This window comes from Aquimarina sediminis (genome assembly GCF_002895435.1).
GTDB classification, from domain to species: domain Bacteria; phylum Bacteroidota; class Bacteroidia; order Flavobacteriales; family Flavobacteriaceae; genus Aquimarina; species Aquimarina sediminis.
The window spans coordinates 217,598-242,104 of sequence record NZ_POYJ01000007.1 but is presented as its reverse complement, the minus strand read 5'-3'; the positions used below and the strand labels follow the sequence as shown (position 1 = coordinate 242,104).

Here is a 24,507-nt window from a genome sequence, read left to right as displayed (position 1 = left end):
ATAGGGATGACTACACTACAGAAAAAAATCACAACAAATTATTGGGCAGATAAGCTTAAAAACTTTTCTTCTGGATATTCAGAAGAACAGGAGAATTTGACTTCATCAACGGATAAAGTGTTAATAAGAAAAGATGATTTATCTTATTTCTATAAGCTTACTTCTGGAAACTATATTGCAGAATTTACGGTTTTGCTAACAATGTTTAATGCGCTTTTGCAGCGTTATTTTGAAGAATGTAATTTGATTTTATCAGATAGTGTATCTCCTATAGAAGGAGCACCATTGTTATTTAGCTTTCACTCTATAAAAGATAAAACATTAAAACAGTTTCTTAATGAGGTCAAAGCAGAAGTACAGGAAGTATATAAACATAAGGAATACGATCTTACAACAGGTAAAAAGAAATCACTAGAGGAGTATACACCTTATAGTTTTTCATACGATAAGGATGAACATACTTCTTCATCATTTTTTCTAAAGATTAATAAGCAGGAAAACGATGATATAGGGATTTCAATACTATTTTCTGAACACTTTATAGATCATGAGTTAGCAAATCATTTTGTACAAAGGTTAAAAAATTGGTTGCAAGATTTGGGAAACAATATCGAAACTCAAATCTCAAATGTGGTACTAATATCTAAACAAGAAAAGGAAAAACTATTGTTTGAATATAATGAGATTAGTACATCAAAAGATATTGGCAAAGAAACAATTATAACCTTGTTTGAAGAGCAAGTAAAACTAACTCCCGATGCTATTGCCATAGAATATGAAGGAGAGATGTTAACCTATGCCATGCTTAATGAAAAGTCAAATAGGTTTGCATATTATTTGAGAAAAAAACTTGGTATAAAAGAAAATGATTTTGTTGGAGTAAAGCTGGGTAGAAGTGAAGAGTTAGTGATCGCATTATTAGCTGTACTAAAAGCAGGGGCCATTTATGTACCGATTGATGTAAGCTATCCTCAAGAAAGAATAGCTTATATAGAAAGAGATAGTAACTGTAAGCTAGTAATTGATGCAAAAGAATTAGACCGCTTTCAAAAGGATAAGAGTGCGTATCCCCAAAAGAATATTGTAAATTATACTATACCAGAGGATTTGGCTTACATTATTTATACTTCTGGGACAACTGGTAATCCAAAAGGGGTGATGATTGCTCATCAAAATGCGGTAGCTTTAATTAATTGGGCAAAAATAGAGTTTAAAGACACCGACTATGAGGTAGTTTATGCATGTACATCTCATTGCTTTGACCTTTCTGTATTTGAACTATTTTATACATTATCTGTTGGAAAAAAAATAAGACTATTACATAATGCATTAGAAATAGGGAACTATTTAAACAAGGACACCAAGGTGTTATTAAATACAGTGCCTTCGAGTATTAGAAATATCCTAGAAGAAGGATATGATCTAAAAAATGTAAGTGCTGTTAATCTGGCAGGAGAACCTTTTCCTGTGGATATAGCTCAAAAACTTTTGTCATATGATGCCGAAATTAGAAACCTTTACGGTCCATCAGAAGATACTACATATAGTACAGCTTATAAACTGACAAAAAATAAAGTGTATAAGTCAATCCCAATAGGAAAACCTATTGCAAATACAAAGGCTTATATCCTGGATGATCAAATGCAATTATTACCTCCTGGTGCAATTGGAAAGTTATATGTTGCTGGAGCAGGAGTAGCCAAGGGGTATCTAAACCGTCCTAAATTGACGACAGAAAGTTTTATAGAAAGCCCCTTTTGTAAAGAAGAGTTTATATATAATACTGGAGATATGGCAAAGTGGTTGCCAGATCAAAATATTGAGTTTTTAGGAAGAAAAGACCACCAGGTAAAATTGAGAGGATACCGTATAGAGTTGGGAGAAATAGAAAATGCTATATCTCAGTTTTCTGAGGATGTTCTACAAGCTGTTGTAGGAGTGAAGATAGTAAAGAAAGAGAGTGTTTTAGTAGGGTATTATGTTGAAAGTAATTCAATTAATAAATCAAAATTAAGAGATTATTTAAAAGAGCAACTACCTTCATATATGATTCCTAATCATTTTATGGCTATAGATACTATACCACTTACACCCAATGGTAAAGTAAATAAGAAAGCGTTACCTGAGGTTACTTTAACCAATATCGTTAAAAAAGGCTATATAGCTCCAAGAGATAAAGTAGAAGAGGAATTGGTAGGTATATGGGAAGAAGTTTTAGGAATTAAAAGCATAGGCATAGAAGATCATTTTTTTGAATTGGGAGGACACAGTTTAATGATTTCTCAAATCATAAATAAAATCCATAAACAAATGGATATGAGTGTGTCTTTTAAAATATTCTACACCGATCCAACTATAAAAAGCTTGAGAGACTCATTAAAAAATGAAGAGTTTTCTTCTATCAAACGTGTGCCAAATCAATATACGTATGCTACAACTCCCTCTCAGCAAAGATTATGGCTTTTGAGTCAATTAGAAAAAGGTGATCAGGCATATCAGATTTCAGGAGCAGTTTCCATAGAAGGTGATATAATTGTTGAAAATTTCAGAAGTGCTTTTACTCACATTATTCATCGCCATGAGATATTACGCACCTATTTTGTACATAATGAAGATGGAATTTTACGTCAATGTATCATTCCGGTTTCTGATTTTGAATTCGATTTGTTTATAGAAGATTTTTCGAAATCATCCTCTCCTTATAATGATGTAGAAGTACACGTAAAAGAACAACAAAATGTAGGGTACGATTTATCAAAAGCTCCATTGTTTAAAGCGTCACTTTTAAAGATAGAAGATAATAAATTTGTATTCTTCTTATCTATGCATCATATCATTAGTGATGGATGGTCTCTGGAGATTTTAACCTCTGAAATTATAGATTGCTATATGCAATTTGAATCAGGAAGTAATGATGTATTACCAAATTTACCTATACAATTTAAAGATTATGTAAGTTGGTTGGAAGAGAAAAATAATGAGGACTCACAGAAGAAAGCCAAACAGTATTGGTTAGATAAATTTCAGGGAGAAATACCGATACTGGATTTACCAAGGTTTAAAAACAGACCTTTGATAAAGACCTACTCAGGAAAAGAGCTAAACTACCGTTTTTCTGAGGAGATCTTATCTGGGTTAAAGGTGTTTTCTCAGAAATATCAAGTAACCCTATTTATGACTCTTATGTCGGGGGTAAAAGCTTTACTCTCTAGATATAGTAATCAAAAAGATATTATTGTTGGTACACCGATAGCAGGAAGAGAGCATCCTGATTTAGAATCCCAAATAGGATTGTACATTAATACTCTGGCAATTCGGACGCAATTTGATAAAGAAGATTGTTTTGTAGATATACTTCAAAAAGAGAAAAATCAACTGTTAGAAGCATATGCACATCAGAGTTATCCTTTTGATAAATTAGTCGAGGAACTTCGTTTGGCAAGAGATACATCAAGATCGCCATTATTTGATGTAATGGTAGTATTACAAAACCAAAAACAGTTATCAGGTTTTCAAAACAGATCAGAGCTAGCAAACATAAAGGTAGATGAGTTTAAAATCAAACAAGAAACGGCTCAGTTTGATTTGTCATTTGCATTTGTAGAAAATAAAGGATTATCATTAGATATATCATACAATACAGATATTTATGAAGAATCATTTGTAAAAGGTATCTTTTTACACTTAGAAAACTTGTTTGAGCAAATATTAATATCACCCGATATGAAAGTAGAAGACATTGATCTTCTAACTGCTACAGAAAAACAAACACTTTTAGTAGATTTTAATGATACTCGTACTGATTATCCAAAAGACAAAACAGTAGTAGATTTGTTTATCGGTCAAGTAAAAAAGACTCCTGATAACATAGCGTTGATTTTTGAGGAAAAAAAAATCACATACAGAGAATTGGATGAAGAATCTAATCGTTTGGCAAATTTTCTAATATCCAATTATGATGTAGGTTTAGAAGATTTGGTTGGAATTAAGTTGCATAGGGGGCAATGGTCGATTATATCGTCATTAGCAATCTTAAAAGCTGGGGGAGCTTTTTTATCAATAGATTCAGACTATCCAGAACAACGAATAGAATATATTGAAAAAGACAGCAATTGTAAAGCGATAATAGATGATGGGTTTCTAGAGGCTTTTAAAAGAGAAAAGAAAACCTCAAAAACTCTTCCCGATATATCAACTAAGCCAAACAATTTGGCATATGTAATTTATACTTCTGGATCGACAGGAAAGCCTAAAGGAACATTAGTTGAACATCAGCCTATTGTGAGATTGGTTAAAAATACAAATTATGTAGATGTTGGTTGTGGGGACAAAATTTTGGGCTTGTCTAGCTTTTCATTTGACGGTTCTATCTTTGATGTTTTTATGCCTCTTTTGAATGGGGCAACTTTAGTCGTATCATCAAAAAATATCTTTTTAGATATGGATAGATTTGATGATATATTGGCAAACCAGGCTATAGATTGCTTTTTCATAACGACTGCTTTATTTAATACTCTAGTCGAATCGGAACTAGAATCGGTAAAGAATCTAAAATATATTTTGTTTGGAGGAGAACAGGTATCAATAAAACATGTAAGACGATTTAAAGAATTATATCCTAATGTTAGGCTTCATCATGTGTATGGACCTACAGAAAACACAACCTATTCTACTTATTATAGGATTGATAATATTCCAGAAGGTGATATACAAACAATACCAATCGGATCAGGAATATCAAATAGTACATGTTATATTCTAGATGAAAACCGCTATCCCGTTCCTATAGGTGTAATTGGAGAAATATATCTTGGAGGGGATGGGTTAGCAAGAGGCTATCTGAATCATGAAGATTTAACATCAGAAAAATTTATACCTAGTCCTTTTAAATCTGAAGAGCGACTATATAAAACCGGTGATTTGGCAAAATGGTCTCCGGATGGGGTAATAGAATTTTCGGGGAGAAAAGATACTCAGGTTAAAATACGAGGATATCGTATTGAACTAGGAGAAATTGAGAATGTGCTAGCACTGCAACCTAATATACAGCAAGCTGTAGTTACGGTTCAGAAGCAAAAAACAGGTTCGATATTGATAGCATATGTTGTTTCAGATTCAGAAATAAATGAGCAAGAGTTAAAAGTTAATCTTGGTAAATATTTGCCTGAGTATATGATACCCAGTTTGTATGTCACTTTGGAGATTATTCCATTAACTATAAATGGCAAAGTTGACAAAAAATCCCTACCAGAGATTACAGAAGAAAGCAGATCATCTCAAGAGTACATTGCGCCAAGGACAATGTTAGAGCAACAGCTGGTAGAGATATGGCAAGATGTATTGGGCATAGAAAAAATTGGGGTTACGGATAACTTTTTTGAATTAGGAGGGCATAGTTTGATGATTTCTCAAGTGATTAACCGTATTTCTAAAAAAATGGGTAAAACGGTGTCATATGAACTGTTTTATAATAATTCGACTATAGAAATGTTATCCCATGCTTTAAAAGATCAGGGGTACGAACCAATAGATAAAGTAGCCAAATCTGATTTTTACCCAGCAACACCTTCTCAGCAAAGGCTATGGTTTTTAAGCCAATTTGAAGAAGGCGCTCGGGCATATCATATTAATGGAGCAGTGACATTAGAAGGGGATTTAAACTTAAAGAATTTTGCAAAATCCTTTTATTATGTCGTTGATCGTCATGAAATATTACGTACATATTTTAAGAATAACGAAGCAGGGGTATTACAACAATACATTATGTCAGTTTCTGATATGGATCTTAATATATCTATAGAAGATTTTTCTCAATCAGAATTTCCTGATCAGGATATTAGAGAGGATCTCTCGGAAGAGCAAAGTAAAGCATATGATTTATCCCAAGCTCCATTACTAAAAGCTAAACTTTTAAAAAGGAGTAATAAAAGTTTTGTGTTTTTTCTATCGATGCATCATATTATTAGTGATGGTTGGTCATTAGAAATTCTTACCTCTGAGATTATAGAAGGTTATAGACAATTACAATTAGGAGAATCACTAGCATTACCTGATTTATCCATACAATTTAAAGATTATGCAGTTTGGTTATCCAAAACAAACCTTGCCAAAATACATAAAGAATCAAAAGAATACTGGTTAAATGTTTTTAAAGAAGATATACCAGTTTTAGAATTGCCAAGTTTTAAAAAACGACCATTGGTAAAAACGTATTCAGGAAATACATTAGTACATAATTATTCAGAAGAGGTTTTATCATCGTTAAAAAGTTTTTCAAAAGAATATCAAGTAACGTTATTTATGATACTAATGTCTGTTGTAAAAACGCTACTTTCTAGATATAGTAATCAAAAAGATATTATTGTAGGTACACCCATTGCAGGGAGAGAGCATCCTGATTTAGAATATCAAATAGGACTGTACCTTAATACTTTGGCAATTCGAACAAGATTTGACGAAACCGATAGTTTTTTAAACGCCTTACAAAAAGAAAAACAACAATTATTAAAGGCATATTCTAATCAGGGATTTCCTTTTGATCTATTGGTAGAGCAACTAAATTTGAAACGAGACACTTCCAGATCTCCTTTGTTCGATGTAATGGTAGTGCTACAAAATCAAAAACAACTATCTGGTTTTATCAATAAGACATATATAAAAGATTTAATCGTTAATGAATTTGATCTTGATTCACAATCAGCGCAATTTGATTTGTCCTTTGCCTTTGTAGAAAAAGATAATGGTTTATCACTAAGCATCTCATTTAATACTGATATTTATCAGGAATTCTTTATAAAAAATATTTTCTTACATCTGGAAAATATGCTATCCCAAGTATTGCCATCTCCATCTATAAAACTTGGAGCTATAGATTTATTAACAAAAGACCAAAAACAAATCATATTAGAAGAATTTAACGATACTAAGATCTCTTATGATTTTGATAAAACAATAGTTGATATTTTTGAAGAACAAGTTGTAAAAACACCAAATGCATTTGCTGTTGAATATGAAGGAGAATCCTTATCATATAATATACTTAACGAATTATCAAATCAGTTTGCTGCCTATCTAATAGAGAAAAGAAAAATCTCTAAAAATGATTTTGTTGGAGTAAAGTTAGTAAGGAACGAAAAGTTATTAATTACACTGTTGGCAGTACTTAAATCTGGGGCTGCTTATATTCCTATCGATGTAAATTATCCTAAAGAAAGAATTGATTATATAGAAAAGGATAGTAATTGTAAACTGGTAATTGATGATAATGAATTAAGACTTTTTCTGGAAACCCAGAAGAGTTACTCAGTAAAAAACACAAAAAAAACTAAAAGTTCTAATGATTTAGCTTATGTAATCTATACCTCAGGTACTACAGGAAAACCTAAAGGGGTAATGATAACACATAGAAATGCTGTCTCAATGATTAATTGGGCAAAGGATGAATTCAAAAATACAGATTTTGATACGACGTATGCATCTACATCTCATTGTTTTGACCTTTCCGTTTTTGAAATCTTTTATACATTATCTGTAGGGAAAAAAATAAAATTACTGGATAGTGCATTAGAGATAGGTCGGCATTTACAAAATGACAGCAAAGTGTTGTTGAATACCGTTCCTTCTAGTATTAGAAATTTACTGGATAATGAATGTGATTTAACACCGGTGAGTGCTTTTAATTTGGCAGGAGAAGTTTTTCCTGGGGATATAGCAAAACAACTACAATCATTTAATGCCGAGGTTAGGAACTTATATGGTCCATCAGAGGATACCACTTATAGTACTTGTTACAAATTATCAGATAACGCTACATACAGGTCAATTCCGATAGGAAACCCCATTGCAAATACCAAAGCATATATCTTGGGTGATCACATGCAATTATTGCCGCCTGGAGTTACAGGTAAGTTGTACCTCTCGGGGGCAGGAGTTGCCAAGGGCTATTTAAATCAGAAAGAATTAACCGAAGAAAAGTTCATAGAAAACCCATATTGCAAAGGCGAGCGTATGTATGATACGGGGGATATGGCTAGATGGAACCCAGAAGGTAAAATAGAGTTTTTAGGTAGGCAAGATAACCAGGTAAAGGTTAGGGGGTATCGTATAGAGCTAGAAGAAATTGAACATGTTTTACAAGAAGAAAGGAATATAAATCAAGCAGTGGTCTTGATTAAAGAAATACAAGCCGAAAAGCATATTGTAGCTTACCTTATAGGGGAAGATATAGTGGTTAAACAAGTACGAAATAATTTATCAAATAAGCTTTCGAGCTATATGATACCTGCACACTACTTAATTATAGATTCGATACCACTAACCCCCAATGGAAAAATAGATAAAGAGAAACTGCTGGCATTAGAAGTAATCAAAAGTGATACAATAAAGTATGTAGCACCAAAAACCGATATAGAAAAACGATTGGTTACTATATGGCAAGAAGCATTAGGGGTGCCAAAAATAGGGATAACTAACGATTTCTTTGAATTAGGAGGACATAGTTTAAAAGCTACTCAAATACTATCAATAGTAGATAAAGAATTTGATGTGTCCATAAATATTCAAGAATTATTTACACATCCTACAATTCAAAATTTAGCGATGAGTATCGAAAATGCCAAATGGTTACTAGAGGTAGAATATGATCAATCGGCTAAAAAAATTACCATATAGAACATGAATACAGCTTCTTTAATAAAAGGATTAAGAGAAAACGGGGTGGTTGTAAAGTTAGTTGATAACCAGCTAGAAGTAATCTTGTTGAAAGAAAAAACCGATGAAAACCTTCTTGAAGAACTAAAAAAACACAAGCAAGAAGTAATCGATTACTTATCATTAATTTCTAATAAAGATAGGTATAAGGAAATTCCAAAAGTGAAAAAATCGGATTCTTACCCTGTATCCAATGCACAGCTTAGAATATGGTTAGAATCTCAAACAGAAAAAGCTTCTGTGGCATACAATATGCCTTTTGAAATATATTTGACAGGGATTTATGATATTGCAATTTTGGAAAAAGCAATACGGTATATAACTGGGAGGCATGAAATATTGAGAACTGTATTTAAGTTAAATTCTAAAAAAGAACTAAGACAATATATACAATCGCAAAAAGAAACGCATTTTAAGATTGATTATAAGGATTTTAGGGAAAACCCCAATCCAAAAAATCAAGCTCAAAGCTATATAAAAGCACAAACCAATATTCCTTTTGATTTAGAACAAGGACCTTTAATAAAAGTAAGTGTATTACAATATAAAACTGAAGGCTATATTTTCTTTTGTAATCTTCATCATAGTATTTGTGATGCATGGTCTCTTCCAATTTTAAAACGAGAAATCCTCACCGTATATAAGAGTCTGAGCGCTGGTAAAAAACCAGAACTACCAGAATTGAGGATTCAATACAAAGATTACGCTTCGTGGTATACAAATAAGTTACAAAGTAAGTCATTAATACAGCAGGAAAAGTACTGGCTGAACCAATTTTCAGATGAAATTCCTACACTTGAATTTCCATTAAAAAAGACACGGCTTCCCGTAAAAACCTATAATGGACAGACGTTAAAAGCATATTTCGAGAAAAAACAAACAGAGATGATCCGTACATATCAGCATCAAAAAGGAGGCTCTCTCTATATGGTGATGTTAGGCACGCTTTATGTAATGCTTGGTAAATATACTGGTGCTAATGATATTAGTATCGGTAGTCCGTTTGCTGCCCGAGAACATGCTGATTTGAAGAATCAAATAGGGTTCTATACCAATACTTTGGCAATAAGAAATAAACTTGAAAAAACAGACACCTTTAACGGTTTCTTTAGAAAAGTAAAACAATCAGTTTTAGAAGCCTATAATAATCAGCAGTACCCTTTTGAAGAGCTAGTAAAAAATCTAAAAATAAAAAAGGACCCTTCAAGAAACCCTCTTTTTGATGTAATGCTAGTAGTATTGCCCAATGACACAGTATCAGAAGATGAAATCAATGAGGTAGAAATAAATACTATTAGTGTAGAAAAAAATACAACCAGTAAATTCGATCTTTTGTTTTGCATAGAAGAAATAGGAAGAAATATTTCTTTTAAGATAGAATATAATACTGATTTATATGAAGAATCTATTATCAGACAATTTATAGAGCATTACAAAAAAGTGGTCGAATTACTACTGCTAAGACCCGATGAAAAAGTAGCTACTATTAATTATTTGCCTAAAGAAGGAGTGTATAATGAAGAAATTGATCTGAAAAAATACCAACCTAAAACAGTAATTTCATTATTTGAAGATCAGGTAGTAAAAACTCCTGAAGCGATTGCGGTTTATTATAAGGATACATTTTTAACATATCAGCAATTAAATGAATTTGTAAACCAAATAGCCTCCTGTTTAAAACAACTTCCCCAAATAACTACAAAAAATGTCGGAGTACTATTAGATCGTTCACATTACAATGTGATAGCCATGCTGGGAGTAATAAAATCTGGAGCTTGCTATGTGCCGATAAATGCCGAATACACTGAAGATCGTAAACAATTTATAATAAACGATGCAGAAATAGAAACTGTTATTTCAACTACCGATATATGTAAAGCACCTCTTATAGATCAGGCAAAAGTTATTCATTTGGATACGTTTGATTTTTCTGAGTGGAATTCTAAAAACCCAGTTATTGTCAACTCATTAGATGATACAGCTTTTATTATCTACACTTCTGGGTCTACAGGAAATCCAAAAGGAGTTGCTCAAACACACAAAATGCTAAGCAATCTTACTCAGTGGAATATACATGATGCTTGTATATCGTTGGGATCTAGGCATTTGCAGTACACTTCGTTTAGTTTTGACGTATCTATACAAGATTGCTGGTTCGTATTAAGTAGCGGAGGAACATTGTATGTTACTCCCGAATCAATGAAAATTGATTTTTTTAAACTTTCTCAATACATAGTAAAAAATAAAATAGAAGTTCTTTCATTCCCATTTTCGGCATTATCAAATTTTTTTAAATATGTAGATAAAGAATTTTATAAAAAACATAGATTAAAACATATTATTTCATCAGGAGAACAGCTCACAATAGACAGTGCTTTAGAAAGATTTTTATTAAATTCTTCAGAAGTAAAACTTCATAATCACTATGGTCCATCAGAAACGCATGTAGTTACCAGTTATACATTATCAATAGAAGAAAATAATGTTTTGCAATATGTTCCTATAGGAAAACCTATAGCCAATACTGTTATACATATATTAGATTCTAACCTTCAACCTGTACCACAAAAAGTTACCGGAGAGATTTACATAGGAGGAGATAATTTAGCAAAAGGCTATGTGAAACTACCCGAATTAACAAAAGAGCGTTTTATCGTAAATCCATTTCAAAAAACAGAACGTTTATATAAAACAGGAGATTTGGGATATAAAGACGATAAAGGAATTATAACTTATCTAGGAAGAAATGATGATCAGGTAAAGATTAGAGGATATAGAATAGAACTAGCCGAAATAAAGAATACTCTCTTATCATTAAATAACATCCACCAGACCTTTATAGACATTATCGATAGAAAGGGTGAAAAAGTAATTGTCGCGTTTATCACGGGTACTGATGAAGTAGATAAACAATTTTTAAGAAAACAACTTAGTAAGCGATTACCAGAGTATATGATTCCTTCTTATATGGTAGTTACCGACTGTATTCCCCTTACATCAAATGGAAAGATTGATAAAAAAAGGCTACCTGATGTAACAGACGAAGCATTGACTAAAGCAAAATACGTAGCTCCCAAAACTCAAATAGAAATAGAATTAGTGCGTATTTGGGAAAACGTACTGGAAGTTTCTTCTATTGGAGTTCTGGACAATTTTTTTGAACTGGGAGGGCACTCGCTATATATAACTCGTATGTTATATGAAATAAATGAAACCTTTGATGTTAAACTACAAGTAAAAAATGTCTTTGCGTCACAAAATATACAAGAATTGGCTAAGTTAATTGAGGATGAGGTAGTATTTAAAAATGGCATATCTGCAAATCAAACAGAACAAATAAAAAACGACAAAAATTCAGAAGTATGGGAAATCTAAGCATTAAACAAAAATTGACTGAATTAATTCAAAAAAGAATAAGTTTTGAGGTTTCTCAGGATAAGCTATTGATAAAAGGAGATTTGGGTGCTTTAAATGATGAGGATAAACAATTTTTGAAAGAGAATAAGAAAGATATTATTTCTTTAATCGAAAATCAAACGCAAGAAATTCCCCTAGTACAAAAACTAGATAAGAGTATTTCTAAACCTCTTTCGTTTTCTCAACAAAGCTTATGGCTTTTGGATAAAATTAATAATGGTAGCCATCATTACAATTTAAGTTCTGCTTTTAAATTAACGGGTAAAGTTAACTACAAAGCACTGGATCAAACCTTTTTAACCATCCTTCAAAGGCATGAAAGTTTACGAAGTTATTTTTTGGTTGATCAATCAGGAGAACCAATTCAAAAGGTTCAAACTATAACCGATTTTCAAAGTACTATTGAAGAATTAGATGCATTATCAGAGAATTATGAGTTAGATATAGCACAAAAAATAGAAGAGGAAGCTTGTAAGGTATTTGATTTAACTAAAGATATGTTACTAAATGTTCGACTTCTAAAACTAAAGAGAGAAGAACATATTTTAATCGTTACCATGCACCATATAGCATCAGATGGTTGGTCAATGGGGATTTTAATTAATGAATTCAATACGTTGTATTCCAGTTATGTTAAGGGAGAACCCAACCCTTTACCAAAATTGAATATACAATACGCAGATTATGCATATTGGCAAAGACAATGGTTAACAGGTAAGGTTCTGGATGAACAGATAAATTACTGGAAAAATCAACTTTCTGATTTGCCAGTAGTACATAGCCTACCATTAGATAAACCTAGACCAGTTATGCAAAGTTTTAATGGGAAAACATATAATTCTCATATACATAAAAATGTACTAAAGTCTTTATATGACTTATGTCGATCAGAGAGTGCTTCATTATTTATGGGAATACATGCAGCATTTAGTGTTTTACTGGCAAGATATAGTAACGAAAAAGATATTGTAGTAGGAACTCCTATAGCAAATCGAGAACAAGCTGAAACATCCGATCTAGTAGGTTTTTTTATGAACCTTTTAGTTTTAAGAAGTGACTTATCGCAAAAACCTAGTTTCGTAGAATTGCTGAGACAAAGTAAAAAAATGCTAGAGGGAGCATATGAACATCAACAAATGCCTTTCGAAAAATTGGTAGAAAAACTAGAAGTAAAAAGGAATCTAAGCCATAATCCATTGTTTCAAGTTTTACTAACACTTCACAATACTCAAGAAGTAGAATTTTCTTTGCCAGAAGTGGTCATGGAACCTGTTAATAATGATAACGAAAGCAGTGCCAAATATGATTTTAGCTTGAATATAAGAGAAGATTCTGAAGGCTTGCATTTGTCATGGGAGTATAACACAGATCTATTTGAAGAAAGTACTATAATTCTAATGACTGAACATTTCGAAACATTGCTAATTTCTCTATTAGATACTCCAAATGAAAACGTTTTTAAAACAAACATGATCAATGAAATAGAGGAAAGAAATATTTATAAACATCTACAAGGAGAAATAGTAGAAATAAGTAAGGATGATAGTGTGATTGAATCATTTGACTATCAGGTTAAAAACCTACCGAATGAAACAGCTATTATTTGCAATGATATTTCTTATAGCTATAAAGAATTGGGAGAAAAAGTAGATTCGATTACTTGTCTATTACTGGATCAAGGAGTGCAAAATGGGGATCATGTTGGGATATGCGTGTTACGAAATGTTGAAATGGTAGCTACAATTTTTGCCTGTTTTAGAGTAGGAGCCGTATATATCCCACTTGATCCAGTTTACTCTTCCGAAAGAAGAAACCAAATTATACTTGATGCTCAACTAAAATGTATCGTCACATTAAAACCATTAAGTGAATTGTATCTAAAAGAAGTATCAAATGAAGTTTTCGTTTATCTTGATCAGCAGAAATTTCAAGAAAATAGAAAAGTAGTACCAAATTACAATGATAGTAATGTAGCGTATATCATTTTTACATCAGGGACGACAGGAAAACCAAAAGGTATTGAAGTCACTCACAAAAACTTAAATAACCTTTTAAAAGGGCTAGATATATCATTTGGTAATCAAACCCAACAAAAGTGGCTAGCACAAACTAGTATGAATTTTGATATTTCTGTTTTAGAATTGATTTGGACAATTTCAAGAGGGCAAACTATAGTACTACAACAGTCAAGCCCATTTAAATTACTATCACCAGATAAGTTAAGCCCTGCAAAAGAAATTGATTTTAGTGTTATGTTTTTTGGAGCAGATAAAAATGATGACAAATATGAGGTACTATTAGAAACAGCAAAATTCGCAGATAAAAACGATTTTTCTGCAATATGGACACCAGAACGTCATTTCGGAGAATTTGGGGGAGCATTTGCAAGCCCTTCTGTATTAGGATCGGCATTATCTGTATTAACCCAAAATATAAGTATTAGAGCAGGTAGTGTTGTTTTACCTTTACATGACCCTATTAGTATTGCAGAAGAATGGTCTATAGTCGATAATTTGAGTAATGGAAGAGTAGGTGTGAGTATTGCTTCAGGATGGCATCCAAATGATTTTGTTATTTCAAATTCAGATTACAATAATCGTCGTCAGGAAATGAGAAATAGAGTAGCAGAACTAAAAGCCCTTTGGAAAGGTGAACCCGTCATAAGAAAAAATGGAGTAGATAAGGATTTTACTATTAAAATTCGACCTACTCCAATTCAAAAAGAATTACCAATATGGATTACAGCGGCAGGTAATCCAGAAACCTTTAGGTATGCCGGAGAAATCGGGGCGAATATTCTTACTCACATGCTTGGGCAATCTCAGGAAGAATTAGAAAAGAATATTAAAACTTATCATAAAGCATTAATAGATAATGGTTTTAATATTGAAGACAAGAAAGTTTCTTTAATGCTTCATACCTATATTGATTCATCAGAGAATGCCGCCTTAGAAATTAGCAAGAAACCTTTTAAAGAGTATTTAGGATCTTCAATAAAATTAATGGAGCCAATAGCTCAAGAACTTGGGCTGGATGTGCATACCCAAAGTGAAGAGCTGATCGAAATGGCTTATCAAAAATTTAGTAAAGAAAATACATTATTTGGTTCTCCTGAATCTTGTCAGAAAATGTTGTTTAGTATTCAAAATATTGGAGTTACAGAAGTAGCATGTTTGGTGGATTTTGGTGTCGAAAGCGAAAAAGTATTATCAGGACTGGAAAAAATTGTTGAAACTAAAAATATATACCGATCATACACAGAGCTCAATAAATTACTACATACAGATAATCAAAAAACAGAATTAGACCTGATTCATGACTATAAGGTTACCCATGTACAAATGACACCATCACAGTCAAAACTTGTGGTTGATCTTTACAATCAGACTCAAAATAAAGATTTATCCTCGGTTCAACATTGGCTTATTGGAGGAGAAGCAATACAGCAGGATTTGGTAAAAGGGCTTAGCTCAGTTATTAATTCTAATTGTAGATTGTATAATATGTATGGACCTACAGAAACAACCGTTTGGTCTGCATGGAGGCAAATCAATACTAAAGATATTAATATAGGTAACCCAATAATTAATACAGAGGTACTATTACTTAATGAGTATGAACAACAAGTGCCTTTAGGAATGATAGGAGAATTTTGTATAGGAGGATTTGGTGTAGCAAAAGGATATTACAATAACCCTGAACTTACTAATAAAAACTTTAAGAGTATAAATAACCCTTATTTTGATAATAACAGATTTTATAAAACAGGTGATTTGATGAAGCTAAATGCTAATGGTACTTTTGAGTACATTGGCAGAAGAGATAATCAAATCAAGATTAGTGGCTATAGGATAGAACTCGAAGAGATAGAGAAGGCAATTTCTAACGTTTCTGGTGTTAAAGATTGCAAAGTAGTACCAATCATAAAAGATAATGAGACATTCTTGTCAGCATACGTTGTAAAAGAAGATATTGTTTATGGAGAGTATGAAAACCTACCTGTAGAAAAACAAGCAAAGCCGTTTCATTTTACAGACGGCAGTACAGTGTACCATCAGTCCGATCGCCAATTGGCAATGTTATATCAGGAAATTATAGAAGATGGTATATATTTTAAACATGGTATATCTATACCAGAAAATGGTCTGGTTCTGGATATAGGAGCAAATATAGGAACATTTAGTATAGATGTAAATCAAAGGCAGCCTAATGCGACTATTATTGCATTTGAACCTATTCCACAGATTTTTTCGGCTTTGAAGAAAAACTTCGAACATCGCCAAATAAAAGGGCGTGTTATGAATTATGGAGTTTCGAATAAAAAAGAAAGAGCAACATTTTATTACTATCCAGAAATGGCAGGCATGTCAGGTAGGTTCGCAGATAAGGAAACAATATTGAGCGCGATTGAAAAATATATAGAACATGATAAAGAAATATTAGATCAAGGAGCTAATAATATAGCAGAGGAAAAACAAAAAATAGCACAATCACTCTATGAGAATATAGATGGTCCAGATGGTTTGTCAGAAGAGTTCAAACAATACTTGTCATCTCTTTATGTTTCTGAAGAAGTGGACTGTCAGTTAACAACAGTTTCTGACATTATAGATGAGTTAAACATACAAACAATTGATTTATTAAAATTAGATGTAGAAAAAAGTGAATGTCTGGTTTTAGATGGAATTCGGTCAGAACATTGGTCAATGATTCGTCATCTTGCAGTTGAGGTAGATGGGGACAATAATTTGGATAGTATTACAAAACTGCTTCATAAGAATGGGTATGTCATAAATGTCGAAGAGTTGATTATGAGTGATACCAATGTGCCAAAAGAAGAAAATACCTATATGCTATATGCAACTAATCATAACCATGGGATAAAACAAAATGATACTGTTATTGAGCAATTACAAGCTCAAACGAATGAGGACACTATTATAAACACCTTAAAACGGAAGCTTCCTGAGTATATGAACCCCAGGGATATTGTTTTTGTGCCTTCAATACCATTGATGGAAAATGGAAAAGTGGATATGGTAAGATTAAAAGAATTCAAGCCGCAAAAAGTAGCCTCTAATGATATTCCACAGTTAACAAATAAAATGGAATTAGATATTTATCGTATCTGGTGCGAAGTTTTGAACAAGGAAAATATCCCTAGCCATATCAGTATTTTTGAAGCTGGAGGAAATTCTATTAAAATAGTTTTGTTACATGAAAAACTACAAACAGAGTTTAATGTTAAGTTTTCTTTAATAGAACTGTTTCGTAATACTACAATCCCACAACAAGCAAAATTGATTCAAAACACGAATAATCAAGAAGATACTAATACCATTAAAAAAGCTGTAAATAAAGGTGCGCTAAGAAGAAATGCCCGGGCAAATAAAGTTAACTGATATAATCTGGAAAAAATGAAACAAGTTTCTGAAAATGATATTGCTATAATAGGAATGGCTGGCCGTTTCCCTAAAGCAGAAAATATAGATGAATATTGGCAAAATCTCGTTAATGGTGTAAATAGTATTTGCAAAGCTGATGAAGAGAAAATTCATGCTTCTGGAATTTCAATGGATGTTTTGAACCATAAACGTTTTGTTAATGCAAGTTCAAGGCTTGAAGATGCCAAATATTTTGATGCAGATTTCTTTGGGCTATCAAATTCAGAAGCCTTAATTATGGATCCTCAAATTCGGCTGTTATTGCAAACAAGCTGGCATGCAATTGAAGATGCGGGATATGATGTAAGCCGCCTAGATCTATCAATAGGCAATTTTTGTGGAATGTCGACCAACTCATATTTGTTGCGCACTTTGAACACAAATTCTAAAAAAGAGCTAACAGACCCTTTATTATATAGGATTTTGAATGAAAAAGATTTTTTGGCAACGTGGATTTCGTATAAACTTAATTTAACAGGACCAGCCATGAGCCTTCAAACTGCCTGTTCAACTTCATTGCTAGCTGTACATTTGGCGTGTCAAAGTTTATTGAATTATGAATGTGATATGGCTTTGGCAGGAGGAGTATGTTTTGACTCAGATCAAGGTATAGGTTATATGCATGTGCCAGAATCTATATATTCAAAAGATGGTACTTGTCGCCCTTTTGATAGTGAAGCAAGTGGTACAGTTACTGGTGATGGAGTAGGGACCATTGTTCTCAAAAGAGCAACCGATGCAATCAAAGATAAAGATAATATCTACGCACTAATCAAAGGCACAGCAACTAATAATGATGGAGGAAACAAACAAGGATATACAACTCCAAGTGTAAACCTTCAGAGAGATGTTATTCTCGAAGCTATGGCAGTAGCAGATATTCACCCAGAAACTATTGGTATGATAGAAGCTCACGGAACAGGAACTTTAATAGGTGACCCTATAGAAGTATCAGCACTTTCAGAAGCATTTCGTCAATATACCAAAAAGAACCAATATTGTGCTATAGGGTCTGTAAAAAGTAATATAGGACACTTGGATGCAGCAGCAGGAATAGCTTCAATCATCAAAGCAGCATTATGTGTTAATAAAGGTGCTTTTGTACCTAGTATTAATTTTTCAAAACCAAATCCTACACTCCAATTAGAGTCTTCTCCTTTTTATGTAAGTCAAACCCATATGCCTTGGTCGGATCACTTTGATATTCGCAGAGCAGGGGTTAGTTCTTTAGGAGTAGGAGGAACTAATGTACATATCATAGTAGAGGAACCTCCGCAAATAATCAAACAAAAAACGTGTAAAAGACCGTTTGTGATAGCCTTGTCTGCATTAAATCAAAACAACCTGAGTATACAAAAACAACAGTTGGCAGAACATATACGTAAAAACCAGGAGATATTACTAGAAGATGTTGAATATACAAATATATACGGAAGAAAGACTATGCCTCACCGATTCAGCGCAGTGTGTAATGATAAGGAAGAATTGATAGCTCAATTAGTTGGAGGTCAAAATGAAAAATGTTATCAAGGATATGGTGAAATATCTGAAGGAGTATTTCTGTTTCCAGGGCAGGGGAGTCAATATCCAAATATGGCTAATGATTTATATCATAATCATGAGGCTATTAGAAAAGATATGGACTATTGTTTTGAATACTTGAAATCATTATATCAGGTTGATTTTAAAAAAATAGTTTTCTCTGATAATAGTGAAATGCTAAATAAAACAGAGAATACACAAGTATCATTGTTTATAGTTGAATATTGCTTGGCTAAAGAATTATTAAAGTCTGGCATTACGCCAAAAGCTATTATTGGTCATAGTTTAGGAGAATATGTAGCCGCTTGCGTGGTTGGCTGTATTTCGTTAGAAGATGCTTTAAAATTGGTTTATCACCGTGGAAGGCTAATGGGGGCAATGCCAAAAGGAGCTATGCTTTTGGTTCAATCGGCACAAAGTGAACTTGATTCTTTCCTATTAGATACAATATCTATTAGCGTATTTAATACTCATGATAATATTGTTGTTGGTGGTACAGAAGAAGATATTCGACAACAAAGCATGTTATTTGAAATAAATAATATCAAATATAGAGCATTAAAAGTATCGCATGCATACCATACCCAAATGATGAGTGATGTATTAGATGACTATGAAAAAATCTTATCAGAGATCGATTTTAAGTATTTTAGTACTAAAATATTCTCAACATGCACAGGGAGCTTGGTTGATCCAAAATTATTTTGTTCAAAGCAATACTGGCTAGATCAGATAGTACACCCTGTAAAATTTTTGGATGCGGCTAAGGATATAACTGATTATGTATCAAATCCAACTTTTATCGAGGTTGGACCGGGCAATGGTCTGTCTTCTTTTGTCAAAGCAATTTTTGACCAACAAGTAAGTACAGTTAGTCTGCTCCCAAGGACGTCAACCAAAAATGATTCATTAAATAATTTTTATGAAAAAAAGGCACTTCTTTATATAAAAGGATTGGTATTTGATGCACCTCAAACACATGAGGGAAAAAGAATTTCCTTACCAGGTTATGCTTTTTCCAAGAATTATTTCTGGAAGCCTAAAGTCAATATTGAATATAATGATTTCAAAGAAATAACAGAATCTTACCATCATACAAATGATAAATACTTAAGTGACAGGTTAAGGTCTTCTATTGAAGTTGTAATCGCTGACAAGAATAAAGTTTCGGTTGAGTTATTAAGTAATTTAAACGATTTACATACGCGATATTTAAATGACATCAAAAAACTGTTTCATATAGAAGATGAAGAAGTACATGATACGATTGAAGTATTATATGATAACATTTCATTCCATAAGGAGAATGATTCATTGCCAAATGGTATAGAGTTAAGTAACAAAAGAAATGTTAATAATGTTTTTGTAGAACCCGAAACAGATATTGAGAAAAGTATTGCTAAGCATTGGAGTGGTATTTTGGGATATCACCCAGTAGGTGTTTTAGATAATTATTTTGAAGTCGGAGGTAATTCTTTATTGGCTACTCAGTTGATTAATGAAATTATGAAAGAGATAAATGTTGAGTTGACAATTGTAGATGTTTTGTCAAATAGTACGATTAAGGATTTAGCTCTTATAATTGAAGAGAAACAATGGTTAAGTAGTGAAGATCAATTGTCAAATGAATTAATAATTTGATAACCAGCCATTACTTATTAGAATGATTTAAGTACTTCTACTGAAGTTAGCTGGTTAATTAAAATGCAGACCAATGAAAAACTTGCTCAAAGAATTAAGAGAAAATAACGTTTATATTTCATTACAGGGAGAAGATATCAAGTTAAAATTTGATAATGCAAAACCTTCGCCTGAGTTAGTATCAAAAATAAAAGAAAATAAAAAGGATATTATAAAATATTTAAAGAAAGAAGCCAATTCTAATAATAACCAGATAGTTATTCCTAAGGTTTCAGAATCCGATAATGGATACCCTTTATCATCTTCTCAAATGAGATTGTGGGTTTTATCTCAAATAAGAGAGAGTTCAGTAGCGTATAATATGCCATTTTATACTATTTCTAATATTGATTATAATATTCCGGCATTTGAAAAAGCAATAACTTCTGTGGTTGGTCGCCATGAAATTCTTAGAACCGTTTTTAGAGTAAATGACAATGGAGAAGTAAGGCAATGGGTTTTACCTTCAGAAGAATTTCAGGTACAATTAGAATTTAAGGATTTGTCAAACGAAAATGATTCCGAAACACGGGCAGTATCACATATAGAAGAAGATTATTTTTTGCCATTTAACCTAGTTGATGGACCTTTGATACGAGTAAAACTCATTAAAATAGCAGAAAACAAAACAGTATTTTATTTTAATATACATCATATTATTAGTGATGCATGGTCAATGGAAATAATAACTAGGGATACTTCAATGTTTTATAATGCGTATGAAAAAGACGAAACAATATCCCTACCAGAGTTAAACATTCAATATAAGGATTATGCTTCTTGGCAACAACAACAACTCAATACAATTGCTCATAATGCTAATAAGAAATATTGGATAGAACAATTAAAAGGAGATTTACCTGCTTTTGAGTTATCTAGTTCTGGTGAACGCCCTAAAGTAAAAACCAGTAATGGCAATAAATATTCGATTTATATCTCCAATACCCAGATAGACAGATTGAGAGCCTATGTTACAGAAAAAGAAGGAACTCTATTTATGGGGCTTATGGCTATTCTAAAAGTACTTATGCTTAAATATACAAATCAACGAGATTTAATCATAGGAACACCAATATCCGGTAGGGATCATATAGACCTTAAAGATCAAATAGGCTTTTATGTCAACACATTGGCAATTAGAAGTCAAATTAAAGAAAATATGACATTTGATATGTTTTTTACTTTAGTAAAGAAAACAATATTAGATGCGTATAAGTATCAACGCTATCCGTTTGATGCTTTGGTGGACGACTTACACCTAAAAAGAGATACCTCAAGAAGTGCTATTTTTGACGTGATGTTTGTGCATCAGAGCCCTACAGGTGATAGGGTAGAGCTTAAGTTTCCTGATGTATTTGAAAAAGAAAAAATAGAATATAATACGTCTAGTAAATTTGACTTGTTGTTTAACTTTGAAGAATATGTTGATGGAGCATTATTGCAATTGGAGTACAACTCTGATATTTATGAAGCTAGTTTTATTACTCAATTTATATCTCATTATATAAACCTATTGCAAGAATTGCCTAATCAATCAGAAAAGCTAATTAATCAAATATCTTGTCTTACTGCTCAAGACCTTGATACTCTAAAATTATTTAATAATACAGGTTTTGATGTACAGCAAAAAACGGTGGTTAACCTATTTTCTGAACAAGTATCTAAGACACCAGAAAGTATTGCGGTATTATGTCAGAATACAAGATTGACTTACAGTGATTTGGAGGAAAAAAGTAATCAATTAGCAAATTTATTAAGAGAGGAGTATAACATAAGTCAAGGAGAAATGGTAGGTGTTATGCTACCCCGTTCGGTTGATAGTGTAATTGCAATGATCGGAGTTGTAAAGGCTGGAGCCGTATATGTACCCATAGATTATCAATATCCGAGTCAACGTATATCCTATATATGTGAAGACGCTAACTTAGCTATTGTAATTACTAATAAAGATACAGATGCCTACATATCAGAGGCAGAATCACAATCTGTTTTGATAGATGAAAACATCTTGTCGAAATACCCTTCTTCAAAAAGCGATAATAGTCAATTAGACTCTGCAGCATTTGTAATTTATACATCAGGATCTATGGGGAAACCTAAGGGGGTGGTACAAACACATAAAATGTTAAGTAACCTTATCCAGTGGGATATTCATAATTGTAGAACAGATGTCGGATTAAAGTATTTACAATATGCCTCTTTTAGTTTTGATGTTTCACTTCAAGACATATTTTGTACTTTATGTTCTTCTGGCAGCATATATATAACAAATGAGCAGGAAAGATTTAACTATGGGCTTCTAAAAGATGTTATTCTCTCAAAATCCATTGAAGTATTATCTTTTCCTTATTCTGCACTAGTGAACTTTTTTCAGCATCACTCTATATCAGATTTTTCTGGGCATAGTATAAAACATATTGTAACAAGTGGTGAACAATTATATGTAAGAGGAAATTTAAAATCTTTTCTAGAACAGTACCCCAAGGTGCTTCTGCATAATCATTATGGTCCTTCCGAAACTCATGTTGTAACAAGTCATACAATGTCTGTTGAAAAAGAAACTTTAGCATACAGACCCTCAATAGGAAAACCTATTCATAATAGTACCATTTGTATTTTGGATGACGATCTTATGCCTGTTCCTATTGGTGTTAAAGGTGAGGTTTATATAGGCGGTCATAATTTGGCAAAAGGATATTTGAATCTAACCGACTTAACCAATAAACGCTTTATTATTAATCCTAAAGAGCCTCAAGAGCTTCTATACAAAACAGGTGATTTAGGGTTTTGGAAAAAAGATGGAACATTAGAATATTTGGGGCGACAGGATAAACAAATAAAAATAAGAGGGTATAGAGTAGAGTTAGAAGAGATTGCTACTAATTTGATTCAGTTAGAAGAAATAGAAGAAGCAATAGTAGTTATAAAAAAAGTATTAGAAGAAGAATATGTATGTGCTTATATCGTGAGTCATGACGAATCAATGGATATGAAAGAGGTTAGGAAGGGGTTAGAAGCAGTGTTACCAGTTTACATGATTCCAAACTTTTTTATAAGAGTAGATACTATACCATTGACATCAAATGGAAAAATAAATAAAGATGTATTACCCTCGCCTTTGTTAGAAGGAATTATCCAGCAAGAAGAATACATACCTCCCAGAGATGAAATGGAAACTAAATTGGTGGAGATTTGGCAGGAACTTTTAGGAATAAAAAGAATTGGTATAAATGAAAACTTTTTTGAGCTAGGAGGGCATAGTATAAAATTAATAAAACTAGTCAACTTGTATCACAAACTTTTTAATATCGAAATAAAACTAAAAGAACTATATGTTTTAACGACTATTGAAAAACATGCTGAATTGATAAGTACTTATGATTGGCTTGAAATTCAGGAAAAGAAACCTAACAAATACAACGAAACAATTACTTTTTAATTAAATACAAAAAGAAAAAGGCTTATCAGAACTATAGGGTAAGTATCTAACTATAAGATTAGCTTGTATTAATATAAAATAAACAACAATAGAATTCTAGCCAGAAAATTTTAAGAATGGTATTAGAAGACTAATTCATTACCTATTGACCTTTTTTCCAGGTTCCACAAATCAAAAGCTATTTTTTTTAGCATAAATAACACAAAAAAATAGATAAACAGATAGTACATTTCTATAAATAACAACTTGAAAAATATTATTCTTCAAGATTGTTAT

At 32.2% G+C, this 24,507-nt stretch carries 5 protein-coding genes; all 5 read left to right on the top strand.

Annotated elements, in window-relative coordinates:
- The first annotated feature begins 6 nt into the window (after positions 1-6).
- The 5 genes from C1X07_RS16215 to C1X07_RS16195 all read left to right on the top strand — a co-directional run bounded on the left by C1X07_RS16215 (position 7) and on the right by C1X07_RS16195 (position 24,231).
- Complete coding sequence (locus tag C1X07_RS16215) at positions 7-8,670, top strand: non-ribosomal peptide synthetase (protein WP_103071078.1); 8,664 nt, start codon at positions 7-9, stop codon at positions 8,668-8,670.
- 3 nt (positions 8,671-8,673) lie between these two features.
- Entirely contained in the window at positions 8,674-12,084 is a 3,411-nt protein-coding gene (locus C1X07_RS16210; RefSeq protein WP_103071077.1) for a non-ribosomal peptide synthetase, read from the top strand.
- Positions 12,072-17,528, top strand: coding sequence for a MupA/Atu3671 family FMN-dependent luciferase-like monooxygenase (locus C1X07_RS16205; RefSeq protein WP_103071076.1), 5,457 nt, complete (start codon positions 12,072-12,074; stop codon positions 17,526-17,528). The genes C1X07_RS16210 and C1X07_RS16205 overlap by 13 nt, the downstream gene beginning before the upstream one ends.
- Positions 17,529-17,543: 15 nt before the next feature.
- Entirely contained in the window at positions 17,544-20,753 is a 3,210-nt protein-coding gene (locus C1X07_RS16200; protein ID WP_103071075.1) for a type I polyketide synthase, read from the top strand.
- 73 nt (positions 20,754-20,826) lie between these two features.
- Positions 20,827-24,231, top strand: coding sequence for a non-ribosomal peptide synthetase (locus C1X07_RS16195; protein ID WP_103071074.1), 3,405 nt, complete (start codon positions 20,827-20,829; stop codon positions 24,229-24,231).
- Positions 24,232-24,507: the final 276 nt, after the last annotated feature.

Excerpts from the sequence above, each read along its gene's own strand:
- C1X07_RS16215 (WP_103071078.1), top strand. The coding sequence starts at position 7 with ATGACTACACTACAGAAAAAAATCACAACAAATTATTGGGCAGATAAG.
- C1X07_RS16210 (WP_103071077.1), top strand. The coding sequence starts at position 8,674 with ATGAATACAGCTTCTTTAATAAAAGGATTAAGAGAAAACGGGGTGGTT.
- C1X07_RS16205 (WP_103071076.1), top strand. The coding sequence starts at position 12,072 with ATGGGAAATCTAAGCATTAAACAAAAATTGACTGAATTAATTCAAAAA.
- C1X07_RS16200 (WP_103071075.1), top strand. The coding sequence starts at position 17,544 with ATGAAACAAGTTTCTGAAAATGATATTGCTATAATAGGAATGGCTGGC.
- C1X07_RS16195 (WP_103071074.1), top strand. The coding sequence starts at position 20,827 with ATGAAAAACTTGCTCAAAGAATTAAGAGAAAATAACGTTTATATTTCA.